The sequence below is a fragment of the Cellulomonas denverensis genome (assembly GCF_012396125.1).
Taxonomy (GTDB): Bacteria; Actinomycetota; Actinomycetes; order Actinomycetales; family Cellulomonadaceae; genus Cellulomonas; species Cellulomonas denverensis.
In genome coordinates, this window is record NZ_JAAXOX010000006.1 from 14,441 (window position 1) to 26,840 (window position 12,400).

General features: G+C 74.4%; 10 protein-coding genes. 6 read left to right on the forward strand and 4 right to left on the reverse strand.

Annotated features, from left to right (window positions below):
• Positions 1 to 3: 3 nt before the first annotated feature.
• The gene (locus HGA03_RS12080) at positions 4 to 960 is read right to left on the reverse strand and encodes a JAB domain-containing protein (protein ID WP_168630539.1); all 957 of its coding nucleotides are present in this window, start codon (positions 958 to 960) and stop codon (positions 4 to 6) included.
• A 118-nt stretch (positions 961 to 1,078) separates the two neighbouring features.
• On the opposite strand from HGA03_RS12080, the gene HGA03_RS12085 reads away from it, so the two are divergent.
• From HGA03_RS12085 to HGA03_RS12100, 4 genes are all read left to right on the forward strand, one after another.
• Positions 1,079 to 1,747: a copper resistance CopC family protein gene (locus HGA03_RS12085; RefSeq protein WP_168630540.1), complete on the forward strand. Its 669-nt coding sequence runs from the start codon at positions 1,079 to 1,081 to the stop codon at positions 1,745 to 1,747.
• Positions 1,747 to 3,834 carry a bifunctional copper resistance protein CopD/cytochrome c oxidase assembly protein gene (locus HGA03_RS12090; protein WP_168630541.1) on the forward strand — a complete coding sequence of 696 codons (2,088 nt, stop codon included), beginning with the start codon at positions 1,747 to 1,749 and terminating at the stop codon, positions 3,832 to 3,834. The genes HGA03_RS12085 and HGA03_RS12090 overlap by 1 nt, the downstream gene beginning before the upstream one ends.
• Before the next feature lie 13 nt (positions 3,835 to 3,847).
• Positions 3,848 to 5,917, forward strand: a complete 2,070-nt coding sequence (locus HGA03_RS12095) for an alpha/beta hydrolase family protein (RefSeq protein ID WP_168630542.1) — start codon at positions 3,848 to 3,850, stop codon at positions 5,915 to 5,917.
• 102 nt (positions 5,918 to 6,019) lie between these two features.
• Entirely contained in the window at positions 6,020 to 7,996 is a 1,977-nt protein-coding gene (locus tag HGA03_RS12100) for an NHL domain-containing thioredoxin family protein (protein WP_168630543.1), read from the forward strand.
• A 6-nt stretch (positions 7,997 to 8,002) separates the two neighbouring features.
• Here the strand turns inward: HGA03_RS12100 and HGA03_RS12105 are convergent, their stop codons facing one another.
• The 3 genes from HGA03_RS12105 to HGA03_RS12115 all read right to left on the reverse strand — a co-directional run bounded on the left by HGA03_RS12105 (position 8,003) and on the right by HGA03_RS12115 (position 10,686).
• Positions 8,003 to 9,265, reverse strand: coding sequence for a GGDEF domain-containing protein (locus tag HGA03_RS12105; protein WP_239073530.1), 1,263 nt, complete (start codon positions 9,263 to 9,265; stop codon positions 8,003 to 8,005).
• Between the two features lie 79 nt (positions 9,266 to 9,344).
• A complete protein-coding gene (locus HGA03_RS12110) occupies positions 9,345 to 9,989 on the reverse strand; it encodes a TetR/AcrR family transcriptional regulator (RefSeq protein WP_168630544.1) in 645 nt (214 codons plus the stop codon).
• 34 nt (positions 9,990 to 10,023) lie between these two features.
• Positions 10,024 to 10,686 carry a biliverdin-producing heme oxygenase gene (locus HGA03_RS12115; RefSeq protein ID WP_168630545.1) on the reverse strand — a complete coding sequence of 221 codons (663 nt, stop codon included), beginning with the start codon at positions 10,684 to 10,686 and terminating at the stop codon, positions 10,024 to 10,026.
• 338 nt (positions 10,687 to 11,024) lie between these two features.
• On the opposite strand from HGA03_RS12115, the gene HGA03_RS12120 reads away from it, so the two are divergent.
• Both HGA03_RS12120 and HGA03_RS12125 read left to right on the forward strand, forming a co-directional pair.
• A complete protein-coding gene (locus HGA03_RS12120; RefSeq protein WP_308439752.1) occupies positions 11,025 to 11,264 on the forward strand; it encodes a BldC family transcriptional regulator in 240 nt (79 codons plus the stop codon).
• Between the two features lie 104 nt (positions 11,265 to 11,368).
• Positions 11,369 to 11,920, forward strand: a complete 552-nt coding sequence (locus HGA03_RS12125) for a DinB family protein (RefSeq protein WP_168630546.1) — start codon at positions 11,369 to 11,371, stop codon at positions 11,918 to 11,920.
• Positions 11,921 to 12,400: the final 480 nt, after the last annotated feature.

Genomic DNA, 12,400 nt, shown 5'->3' on the forward strand with positions numbered 1-12,400 from the left:
GTCTCATCCTGCGGCATCACCCCCGTCGTCGAGGAGCAGCGCCACGTGGTCGAGCAGGCGCAGACCGCACAGTCCCGCGGCGTTCGCGATCAGGGCGGTGAACTCGCGATCGTCGGCGCCCGCGCTCCGATCCGGAGATCCGGCCCCGCGGGCCCCGGCGGTGTGGGCCGGGCGGTCGGTGGTGCCGGCCGGGCGGTCCGCGGTGGTGCCGGCCGGGCGGTCCGCGGTGGTGCCGGCCCGGCGGTCCGGGGTGGCGTCGGCCGGGCGGTCCGAGGAGGTGGCGACCCGGCGGTCCGGGGTGGCGCCAGCCGTCCGGTCCGTGGTGGAGCCGGCCCGGCCGGTCGCGGTGGTGGCGTTCGCTCCGCGGGCGCCGTGGTCGTACGGACCGGGGCTCGGGGTACCGGGCGCGCCGCCTCCGTCGGGGCGGGCGGTGCAGCGGTGGGCCAGGGCGAAGGTCACCGCGCCGTGCCGGAGTGCCGCGGCGAGGACCAGGCGCACCGGGACCGGCCGGTCGTGGGCACGGACGTCGGCCAGCACGGTGGTGCCCAGCACCCGGCTGGCACGGTCGGCGGCGATCACCGCGACCCGGTCGTCCCGCACCCCGGCCAGGAGCGGGGCGGCCACCCGCCGGATGTCGTCGGGCCCGCGGACGGTCTGCCGCCGGTCGGTGGAGGTGCCGAACCGGCGGGCCAGTGCGAGGGCGGCCACCAGCCGGGTCGCCTTCGCCGGTCCGACGCCGGGGACGGCGGTGAGGGTGACACTGTCCTGGTCGGCGAGTCCGGACAGGCCGCCGTGTGTGGCCAGCAGGTCCTGGGCACAGTCGAGGACCCCGGAGCCGCGGCGGCCGGAACCGAGCAGCAGCGCGACCAGCTCGACGTCGGAGAGCGCGTCGGCGCCCAGGCGCAGCATCCGCTCCCGTGGCCGGTCCCACGGGTCGGTGTCGGCGAGCAGTGAGGTCATGTCCAGGACGCTAGGGGCCGCGCGGGACCGGGTGGAGTTATCCACAGTGGCAGTCGCCCCGACGTGAGATCAGCCACCTGGTGCCCCAGCGGGGCACGTCGCGGGTGATGATGGGGTGGTGAGCACCCTCAGCCGCGCCGCAGTCGCCACGCCGTCCCGTCCCGCCGTCGCCCGCACCGCCGCCACGCTCGCCGTGGCCCTGCTCGGCCTGGTGCTGATCGTGCTGGGCGCGCCCCGGGCCGCCGCGCACAATGCGCTGGTCTCCAGCGACCCCGCCGACGGGTCGACCGTGGCCACCGCGCCGGAGCAGATCACCCTGGTGTTCAACGAGCCGGCGCAGGAGCTGGGCTCGGAGCTGGTGGTGACCGCCCCGGACGGCCGCGCGGTCGGCGACGGCCCGGTGCAGCTGGCCGACACCTCGGTGATCCAGCCGCTGACCGGCGACCTGCCCGCCGGGACGTACACGGTGAGCTGGCGGGTCACCTCCGCCGACGGGCACCCGATCGACGGCACCCTGACCTTCACCGCCGAGGCCGCCACCACGGTCGGGGTGGACCCGGGCGCGTCCGCGGAGCCCGAGGTGACCACCCAGGCGACCGAGGACGCATCGCCGATCGCCGAGCCGATCGACGCCACCCCCGCACCGGACGCGATCGCCGAGGACGAGGACGCCGGGCTGGCCGCGGGGGCGATCGTCGCGATCGTGGTCGGCGTGCTGGCGCTCGCGGCCGTGGTGACCTTCGTGGTGCACGAGCGGCGCAAGGCGAAGGCCGACCAGGACAAGTGATGACGACGGCGGCCACCACGGCCCGGCCCCGGACCACCGCGGGTGCCACCCGGATCGCCGCGCTGGCGATCGCCGGGGTCGCCGCGGTGGTGGCCGGCGTCGCGTTCAGTGGTGCGGCGGACCCGGTGCTGCTGCGCGACCCGGGGGCGCTGGTGCGCTGGGGTCTGCCGGTGGTCACCACGCTGAGCGAGCTGGCCGCGTCGCTGACCCTGGGTGGGCTGGTGCTGCTGGCCACCGTGTTGCCGCGCCGCCAGGACACCACGCTGGTGCGGGCGGCGGCCGGGGTGACCGCGGCGTCGTCGGCGGCCTGGACACTGATCGCGGTGCTGGAGCTGGTGCTGACCTACGCGAACGTCGCGGGGCTGTCGCCCTCCGACCCGGCGTTCGGTGCGGAGCTGGGCCGGTTCGTCACCGGCTTCGAACTGGGCCGGGTGCTGCTGACCGCGGTGATCGCCGCGGGGGTGGTCACGGCGCTGTCGCTGCTGGTGACCTCGCCGGTGGGGGCGGCGTGGACCGCGGTGCTGGTGCTGGTCGCGCTCTGGCAGACCGCGCAGACCGGGCACGCCTCCGGGGCGGCCAGCCACGACCTGGCGACCTCCTCGATGTTCCTACACCTGATCGGTGCCGCCCTGTGGATCGGGGTGCTGGCCGCGCTGGCCCCGCTGGCGCAGCGGCTCGGCCGCGACCTGGCCCCGGCGGTCGCCCGGTTCTCGGTGATCGCGGGCTGGTGCTTCGCGCTGGTCGCGGTCTCCGGGATCGTGAACTCGCTGGTCCGGCTCGGCACCTGGTCCGACCTCGGCACCCGGTACGGCCTGCTGCTGCTGGTGAAGATCGCCCTGTTCGGCGTGCTCGGGCTGCTCGGGCTGCTGCACCGGCGGGCCGTGGTCGCCAAGCTCACCGCCACCGACGGGCCGGTCACCCGGCTGTTCTGGCGGCTGGTGCTGGTCGAGCTGGCGGTGATGGGGGCGGTCTCCGGGGTCGCGGTGGCACTGGGCTCCACCGCCCCGCCGGTGCCGGACGACCCGATCGCCGACCCCACGCCGGCCGAGATCGTCACCGGGCATGCGCTGCCGCCGGAGCCGACCACGCTGTCCTGGGTCACCCAGTGGCGCTGGGACGTGCTGCTGGCCAGCGCCGCGGTCGCCGGGATCGTGGTCTACCTGCGCTGGGCGGCGCGGCTGCGCCGGCGCGGCGACGCCTGGCCCTGGGCCCGGACGGCGAGCTGGGTGACCGGGATGCTGGTGTTCTTCTGGACCACCTCGGGCGGCCCGGCGATGTACGGCCACGTGCTGTTCAGCGCGCACATGGTGCAGCACATGCTGCTGGCGATGGTGATCCCGGTGCTGCTGGCGCTCTCCGCGCCGGTCACCCTGGCGCTGCGGGCACTGCCGTCCCGCGGGGCGGCCCGGCCCGGACAGGCGCGGGGTGCGGACACCTCACGGGGGCCGCGGGAGTGGCTGCTGGCGCTGGTGCACAGCCGGTGGGGCCGGTTCTTCGCCAACCCGGTGATCGCGGCGGTGAACTTCGCCGGGTCGATGATCGTCTTCTACTACACCGGCATCTTCGGCTGGGCGCTGGAGTCCGGCGTCGGGCACTACGCGATGGTGCTGCACTTCTCCCTGGCCGGGTACCTGTTCGCGAACGCGCTGGTCGGCATCGACCCCGGCCCGACCCGGCCCGGCTACCCGCAACGGCTGCTGCTGCTGTTCGCCACGATGGCCTTCCACGCGTTCTTCGGCGTCGCACTGGTCACCGGTGAGGTGCTGCTGGTGCCGGACTGGTTCGGCAACCTGGGCCGGCCGTGGGGGCCGAGTGCGCTGGAGGATCAGCAGCGCGGCGGTGGCGTGGCCTGGGGGATCGGCGAGCTGCCCACCCTCGCGCTGGCGATCGGGGTGGCGCTGGCCTGGTCCCGGGACGACGAGCGCACCGCCCGCCGCCGGGACCGCAAGGTGGACCGGGACGGCGACGCGGAGCTGGACGCCTACAACGCGATGCTGGCCGGGCTGGCCGAGCGGGATCGCACCGGGGTGGCCCCCGATCGGGACCGGGCGGCCGCACAGGACGGGGACCCGCAGCCCCGGTCGTGATACACCGGTGCGCATGACCGACGCCGCCCCACCGCCCACTCCGTTCCACGACCTCGACGACTACATCGCCCTGCCGCGGCTGTCCGGCCTGCGGCTCTCCCCGGACGGCACCCGCCTGGTGACCTCGGTGTCCACCCTGGACCCGAAGCGCACCAAGCACGTCAGTGCCCTGTGGGAGATCGACCCGGCCGGTGCCGCCCCCGCGCACCGCCTGACCCGCTCCGCCAAGGGCGAGTCGGCCGCGCGCTTCACCGCCGGCGGCGACCTGCTGTTCACCTCCGGCCGCCCGGACCCGGAGTCCGCGGACGACGACGCCCCGGCCGCGCTGTGGCTGCTGCCGGCCGCCGGTGGCGAGGCCCGGGTGATCGCGACCCGGCACGCCGGGATCGACGGGGTGCTGACCGCCGATGACGCCCCGGTGACCGCCGTGCTCTCCGAGGTGCTGCCGCGGTCGGCCGACGACGCCGACGACCAGCGCCGCCACCAGCTGCGCAAGGACACCAAGGTCGCCGCGATCCTGCACGAGGCGTACCCGGTCCGGTTCTGGGATCACGACCTGGGACCGTCGGTGCCGCACCTGTTCGTGCTGGAGCCCGGCGAGGGCGAGCGCGGCACGCTGCGCGACGTCACCGCCGACCCCGGTGTGGGGCTGCGGCACCAGGACGCGGTGCTCACCCCGGACGGTGCCACCGCGGTGACCTCCTGGACGGTGCCGGGGGCCAAGGGCACGCTGCGCCAGATCCTGGTCGCCGTCGACCTGGCCACCGGCGAGCGGCGCACGCTGGTCGACGACCCCGCCGCCGAGGCCGGATCGCCGGCGATCGCCCCGGACGGCCACCGGGTGGCGTTCCTGCGCGAGACGATCTCCACCCCGCACCAGGCGCCGCGGGTGGAGCTGTGGCTGACCGACCTGGCCGGTGCCGCGCCGCGCCGCCTGGCCGCCGGCTGGGACCGCTGGCCCGGGCACGTGACCTGGACCCCGGACGGTGCCGGCCTGCTGATCGAGGCCGACCACCTGGGCCGCGGCCCGGTGTTCCACCTGGACCTGGCTACGGACGCCGTCACCCGGATCACCGCCGACGACGCGGTGTTCACCGACGTGCAGGTCAGCCCGGACGGCCGGACGCTGTACGCGCTGCGCTCGTCGTACCTGGCCCCGGCGCACCCGGTGCGGATCGACCTGGCCGCCGCTCTCGCCACCGGCGACCCGGTCCCGGCGACCGAGCTGCCCACTCCCGCGCCGCTGCCCTCCGTGCCCGGCACGCTGACCGAGGTCACTGCGACCGCGCAGGACGGGTCCGCGCTGCGGTCCTGGCTGGTGCTGCCGGAGGGCGCCGATGCGTCGACCCCGGCGCCGCTGCTGCTGTGGATCCACGGCGGCCCGCTCGGGTCGTGGAACACCTGGTCCTGGCGCTGGAACCCGTGGATCCTGGCCGCCCGGGGCTATGCGGTGCTGCTGCCGGACCCGGCGCTGTCCACCGGGTACGGGCAGGAGTTCGTGCAGCGCGGCTGGGGGGCCTGGGGTGCGGCGCCGTTCACCGACCTGATCGCGCTCACCGACGCCGCCGTCGCCCGGCCGGAGATCGACCAGACCCGGACCGCCGCGATGGGCGGGTCCTTCGGCGGATACATGGCCAACTGGGTGGCCGGCCACACCGACCGGTTCCGGGCGATCGTGACCCACGCCAGCCTGTGGGCGCTGGACCAGTTCGGCCCGACCACCGACGACGCCTTCTACTGGGCGCGGGAGATGACGCCGGAGATGGCGATGGCCAACTCCCCGCACCTGTCGGTGGACAAGATCGTGACGCCGATGCTGGTCATCCACGGGGACAAGGACTACCGGGTGCCGATCGGGGAGGGCCTACGGCTCTGGTACGAGCTGCTGTCCCGCTCCGCGCTGCCCGCCGACGAGCAGGGCCGCACCCCGCACCGGTTCCTGTACTTCCCGGACGAGAACCACTGGGTGCTGACCCCGCAGCACGCGAAGGTCTGGTACCAGGTGGTCGAGCGGTTCCTGGCGGAGCAGGTGCTCGGTCAGACCGGCGACGACCTGCCGCCGCTGCCGGACGCACTGGGCTGACGATGACAACACCCCGGGTGCGCAACCGTGCGGTTGCGCACCCGGGGTGTTGTGGCGTCTGCGGGGGCGGATCGTGGACGCCCGGGAAGGCCGCGACCCCCGATGCTGTTCACTTCTCCTGTGACCGCCTCGACCAGCCGCCTGCCCCGCGTCCGCGCCTCCGAGCTCGTGGGACGGGGGTGGCTGAACACCGGCGGTGCCCAGGTCTCGCTCGCCGACCTGCGCGGCAAGATCGTGCTGCTCGACTTCTGGACCTTCTGCTGCATCAACTGCCTGCACGTGCTGGACGAGCTGCGCGAGCTGGAGGAGCAGCACCGGGACGTGCTGGTGATCGTCGGGGTGCACTCGCCGAAGTTCGCGCACGAAGCCGACCCGGACGCCCTGGCGGCGGCGGTCGAGCGCTACGAGGTGCACCACCCGGTGCTGGACGACCCGGAGCTGGTGACCTGGTCGGCGTACACCGCGCGGGCCTGGCCGACGCTGGTGGTGATCGATCCGGAGGGCTACATCGTCGCCCAGATGGCCGGCGAGGGGCACCTGAGCAACCTGCGGGTGCTGGTCGAGGAGCTGATCGCGGAGCACGAGGCCAAGGGCACGCTGCATCGCGGTGGTGGGGTGTACGTGCCGCCGGAGCCGGTGGCGGGCACGCTGCGGTTCCCGGCGAAGGCGGTGCGGTTGCCGTCCGGGAACCTGCTGGTCGCCGATGCCGGGCATCACGGCCTGGCCGAGCTGGCCGCGGACGGCGAGACCCTGGTGCGGCGGATCGGTACCGGCGAGCGCGGCCTGGTGGACGGGGACGCGGCGGCCGCCCGGTTCAGCGAGCCGAACGGCCTGACCCTGCTGCCCGCCGAGGTCGCGGAGCAGGTGGGCTACGACGTGCTGGTCGCCGACACCGTGAACCACGCGCTGCGCGGGGTCCGGCTGTCCGACGGTGCGGTGCGGACGGTGGCCGGGACCGGCGCGCAGTACCTGGTCGGCGACCCGACGGTGCCGGCGCCGCTGCCGGGCCGCCCGGAGCTGTGGCGGGTGGACGGTGCGCCGCGCGATCCGCTGACCGTGCCGCTGTCCTCGCCGTGGGACGTGACCTGGGTGCCGGCGACCGGCACCGCGCTGGTGGCGATGGCCGGCAACCATCAGCTGTGGGCCTTCGACCCGGTGACCGGCGCGGTCGAGCCGGTGGCGGGCAGCATGAACGAGGGGCTGGAGGACGGCGCGGCCGGCGCGGCGGGGGACACCTGGTTCGCTCAGCCCTCCGGCCTGAGCCTCGGCCCGGACGGTACGATCTGGCTGGCCGACGCGGAGACCTCGGCGCTGCGCCGGATCGGCCCCGGACCCGCCGCCGACCGGGTGGCCGGACCGGCGGATCGCTGGGCGGCCATCACGGTGGACACCGAGGTGGGCTCCGGGCTCTACGACTTCGGGCACCGGGACGGGGCGGCGGATCAGGCACTGCTGCAGCACCCGCTGGGGGTCGCCGCGCTGCCGGACGGCTCGGTGCTGATCGCCGACACCTACAACGGGGCGGTGCGCCGCTGGTCGCCGGACGGGCAGGTGTCCACCCTGGCCACCGGGCTGGCCGAGCCGAGCGGGATCGTGCTGCTCCCGGCCGCCGACGGCGACCTGACCGTGCTGGTGGTGGAGTCCGCCGCGCACCGGCTGACCCGGATCACGCTGCCGTCGACCCTGGCCGGGGAGATCCTGGACGCCGGCGCGCACCGCACGGCCCGCCCGGCGACCGATGTCGCGCCCGGCGAGCTGACCCTGGACGTGGTGTTCACCCCGGCGGCCGGGCAGAAGTACGACGACCGCTACGGGCCGTCCACCCAGCTCACCGTGTCCAGCTCGCCGCCGGAGCTGCTGCTGGACGGCGAGGGCCGGGACATCCCGCTGACCCGGGGGCTGCGGATCAACCCGGAGGTCGCCGAGGGCGTGCTGCACATCGCCGCCCGCGCCGCCTCCTGCGATGCCGATCCGTCGATCGAGTTCCCGGCCTGCCACCTCAACTCCCAGGAGTGGGGCGTGCCGGTGCGGGTGGTGGCCGGTGCGGCGAGCGAGCTGACCCTGCCGCTGCACGGCTGAGCGCGGTCAGCTGCCGCCCAGCACCGCCAGCGACATCAGGGTGTGCAGGGTGGCCTCCACGGTGCGGTCGTGGGCGGGCAGGGTGCTCTCGACCGTGATCACCCAGTCGCCCTCGCGCAGCTCGATCCGCCGCACGTCGGGCAGGTGCCCGCCGCTGGACCCGCCGCGGGCGACCGCCGCCCACTGCTGACCGTCCGGGGCGCCGGACAGTTCGCGGTGCACGGCCCAGGCGGAACCGCCCATCGCCTCACTGACCGCCGGGGCCAGCGCGCACAGCCGGCTGAGCCGGTTGGGCCCGGACCGGCTCAGCGCGGTGACCGCCGCGGACACGGTCCGGCCGAGCACGGTGGCGGGGTCGTCCGAGCGGTACAGCCGGGACCGGGCGGCCTGGTGGGCGCGCTTGGCGTGGTACTGCGCGGCGTCGGCCCGCCGGAACAGCGAGCGGGTGGTGGTCCGGGTGCCGAGCGACCCCCGGGCGGACGACGCCACACCGTAGGACAGGGAGGCGCCGTGCGGCAGCGGGGCCTCGGCGACCGCGGACTCCATCACCCGGGCGACCGTGGCCCGGGGGATGCCCTGGGTGACCAGGCAGAACTCGTCGCCGCCGATCCGGGCCACGGTCGACCCGGGCAGTCCGGCACCGGCCCGGCGCAGCACCCCGGCCACCGCGCGCAGCAGGTCGTCGCCGGCGTCGTGGCCCAGATCGTCGTTGACCTGCTTGAGGCCGTCGACGTCGCACATCACGATGCAGGTCTCCTCGCCGGACTCCAGGGCGCGGTGGGCGGCCTCGTCGGCGACCCGGCGGGTGTTCAGCCCGGTCAGCGCATCGTCGGAGACCAGGTGCCGGACCTGTTCGGCCAGGTCGGTGCGCGCGATGGCCGCTCCGGCCAGGGCACCGACCAGTTCGGCGCGGGCGGCGTCGTCCGGGGTGAAGGGCTCGGCCTGCTGGATCAGGCACGCCCCCCACAGCTCGCCGTTCACCCGGATCGGTGCGACCAGCCGGCCCGGGCTGCGGCCGCCCGGGGGCAGCAGCAGGGTCGCGTCGGTGCGGCGCAGCTCGCCCAGGGCGGTGCCGTCCAGCGCGGGCGGCTCCGCCACCGGGGCCCCGGCGAGCACGATCTGGTCGTCCTGCTCGAAGCGCAGCAGCGTGACCCGCTCGCCGACCAGGGTGCGCAGGGCGTCGAGGGCGGAGCGGTGCACGTCCTCGGGCACGGTGTGCCCGGCCAGCCGGTGGGCCAGCAGGGCGAGCTCGCGGACGGCATCGGTCATCGGACCATCATCCCGGCTGGCCGGTGCCCGCACACCCCATCGGTGCGGGTGGGATCCGCGCGTCGCCCGTGCGGGTGAGTCAGGCCACCGCCGGGACCGGGTCGTGGTCGGCGGGCTGCGGGGCCTGCGCGGGCTCCGGGTCGGCGCCGACCGCACGCAGCACGAAGGTCACCGTGGACTCGATCGCCTCTCCGCGGGCGGGCTCCTGGTTCGGCAGGGTCCGGGTCAGGCAGGCGTTCACCAGGGCGACCGTGGTGGCCAGATCCTGGGGCGGGAAGTCGCCGGAGTCGATGCCGGCCGCGAGGATCCGGCGCAGCACCTGCTCCAGCATCACCACGTGCTCGCGGACCCGCTGCTGGGTGCCGCGGGACAGCACCGAGCGCAGATCGGCGCCGCTGACCATGTGGTAGTCGCGCTTGAGCCGGGACTGGGCCCGGATGTAGGTGCGCAGCTTCTGGGTGGGGTCCTCGATGCCGTCGAGCTCCTGCTCCAGCGCCACGACGTACTGCTCGGTCTCATGCATGATGAAGCCGAGCAGCATCGCCTCCTTGTCGGCGAAGTGGTTGTACACCGCGGTCCGGCCGATCCCGGCCGCCGCGGCGATGTCCGCCAGGGTGATCGCGTCGAAGCCGCGCTCGGTCATCAGCTCGGAGAGGGCGGCGAACAGCTTCAGCCGCGTCTGCTCCCGGTGCTCGTGCAGGGACCCGCCGATGATCTTGGGCATGCTGACATTCTCGCACGAAGTGTCAGCACCGTCGTTACGCCAGGTGGGCGGAGCCCAGCACGGCGAACAGCTCGCGATTCGCCCGGAACGCCTCGCGCGACTCGGCCACCACCGCGTCCCGCTGATCGGCGGTCAGCGGCAGGGCGTCCAGGCGCTCGCGGTACACGTCCTTGAACGGCTTGATCCGGTCGATGCCGGTGAACCGGTAGAACGACAGCGCCTCGTCCGGCACCCCGTAGTGCCGCTGCACCATCCGGGCGATCACCTGGCCGCCGGACAGATCGCCGAGGTAGCGGGTGTAGGCGTGCGCGACGTAGCCGGGCAGCCCGCCGGAGCGGATCCGGGCGACATAGGCGGCGGTGGCCGGGTGCGGGTGCAGCACGTCCGCCCGGTTGGCCCAGCCCGGGCCAGCGAGCACGGCGAGGTCGTGTTCCAGCGCGGGCGCCCGGCGCAGTTCCTCGAACACCAGGGCGCCGCCGATCGGGTCGGTGGCCAGGGCGTCGCCGGCTTCCTCCAGTGCGCGGTAGACGTGCAGCAGCTGGGCGGCGAGGTCGGTGTAGGCGGCAGCACTCAGATCGCCGGCCAGCAGCCGGTCGACGAAGGCCATCGACTCGGCCGCCTGGTGCTCGTCCCGGGTGCCGGTCCGGAGCAGCAGCGAGAGTGGCTCGGCGGTGGGCCGCGGGGTGGTGGCGGTCATCGGGACTCCTCGGGTCGGCTGCGGTCCGGCCATCAGACCAGGAAGTGACGCGCCGTCAGAATCACATACGAAGTTAGGGTTCCCTACCCTCAGAGTCGAGCGTCTCATCGGATGGACGATCGCCGTTCGGCACCGCTGACCCCGACTCCCGGCGTCTCACGGCCCGGGTCGCCGTACCCCTCAGTCGAGCCGCTCCTACTACTCACCTCGGGCCCGTCCTCCCCGTGCATGCACCCCCAGATTGCCCGATCGGGGCTCTCTCGGTGTTTTCGGGTGATTCGCTGCCGCATCGCAAGGCTCGCCGACCACGGCCGGGCCCAACCCCAGGAGGTGTGGAAGTGAGCAACCCGGTGAAGTCGAGGGAGGAGCTCATGACCCCGGCAGAGGTCGCCGCGGTCTTCGGCGTCCAGGCCAAGACGGTGGCCGCATGGGCCCGTGCCGGACGGCTGGACGCCGTGCGGACGCTGGGTGGTCACCGCCGGTACCGGCGGTCCGATGTCGAGCAGCTGCTCGGTCCGCGCTCGATGGTCCCGCGGTCCGACACCGCGGTGCCGACCCAGCGCACCCAGGGCGACTGACCGCCCAGCACTGACCGGCCGAGGCGGATCACGCCCTGAGTGGGTGGCGCGTCCACCGCTCAGCCCTCTCGACCGTGACCGCGAAGTCGTCCTAGCGTGCGGGCATGAGCGCAGTCGACCCGAGCATCCGCCAGTACGTCCCGGCTGAACCCGACGGCAAGGACTGGACCTGGGTGCTGGTTGACCGCTGCCCCGACTGCGGCTTCGGCGCCGACGACGTGCCCGCCGGCCAGATCGCCGCCACCACCCGGGACTTGGTTCCCCGCTACCGCGCCGCCCTGAACCGCCGTGACGCGGTGGTCCGCCCCGCTCCGACGGTGTGGTCGGTGCTGGAGTACGGCGCCCACGTGCGTGACGTGCACCGGGTGTTCACCGAGCGCCTGGCGCTGATGCTCGGCCAGGACGACCCGCAGTTCCCGAACTGGGACCAGGACGCCACCGCCCGGGCGGACCGCTACGACCTGCAGGACCCCGGCCGGGTCGCCGACGAGCTGGCCGACGCCGCCGACGCCTTCGCCACCGCCCTGGACCGGGTCCAGGGCGCGCAGTGGCAGCGCACCGGCCGGCGATCGAACGGGTCGGTGTTCACCGTGACCACGCTCGCGGAGTACTACCTGCACGACGTGGTGCACCACCTGCACGACATCGGCGCCTGAGTCCCGCGCGGGAGCGCCGCGTTCGGCGTGTCGTCAGGTGTGTTGTCCACAGATTGCGTCCACAGCCCTGTGGAGTCCGGGCCTCCGGAGCGCGCTGCGCTGTGGACAACGTGTGGACAACCGTGAGCGGCGAACGATGGGTCGCCGAAACCGTGCCATTCGGGCGCTGAGCGGGTGTACCGTTCGCCGCTCGGATGCCGGGACGGTGGCGCCGGGCCTCCGTGCAGGTCAGGAGCACTTTCCGAGCTGATCGGCACCGGTGGGGTGGCTGGGAGGAACCCATGCGTCCCGGCCTTGACGGCGACCCGGATCGGACGATATGGCGGATCCGGCCGGTCCCCGGGGATTGTGTACAACGTGGCCTCCTGGCGATGCGGGCGACACCCGAATTCGCCCGAAACGTCTCGGTTGCGGACGAGTTATCCACAGGTCGGTCCACAATGTGGGTGACGGCGGGGGATGGGCGGGTGACGGTGCTGG

Bases quoted from the DNA above. Each gene is read 5' to 3' on its own strand.
- HGA03_RS12080 (WP_168630539.1), bottom strand. From the start codon at position 960: ATGACCTCACTGCTCGCCGACACCGACCCGTGGGACCGGCCACGGGAG.
- HGA03_RS12090 (WP_168630541.1), top strand. From the start codon at position 1,747: ATGACGACGGCGGCCACCACGGCCCGGCCCCGGACCACCGCGGGTGCC.
- HGA03_RS12095 (WP_168630542.1), top strand. From the start codon at position 3,848: ATGACCGACGCCGCCCCACCGCCCACTCCGTTCCACGACCTCGACGAC.
- HGA03_RS12100 (WP_168630543.1), top strand. From the start codon at position 6,020: ATGCTGTTCACTTCTCCTGTGACCGCCTCGACCAGCCGCCTGCCCCGC.
- HGA03_RS12105 (WP_239073530.1), bottom strand. From the start codon at position 9,265: ATGACCGATGCCGTCCGCGAGCTCGCCCTGCTGGCCCACCGGCTGGCC.
- HGA03_RS12110 (WP_168630544.1), bottom strand. From the start codon at position 9,989: ATGCCCAAGATCATCGGCGGGTCCCTGCACGAGCACCGGGAGCAGACG.
- HGA03_RS12115 (WP_168630545.1), bottom strand. From the start codon at position 10,686: ATGACCGCCACCACCCCGCGGCCCACCGCCGAGCCACTCTCGCTGCTG.
- HGA03_RS12125 (WP_168630546.1), top strand. From the start codon at position 11,369: ATGAGCGCAGTCGACCCGAGCATCCGCCAGTACGTCCCGGCTGAACCC.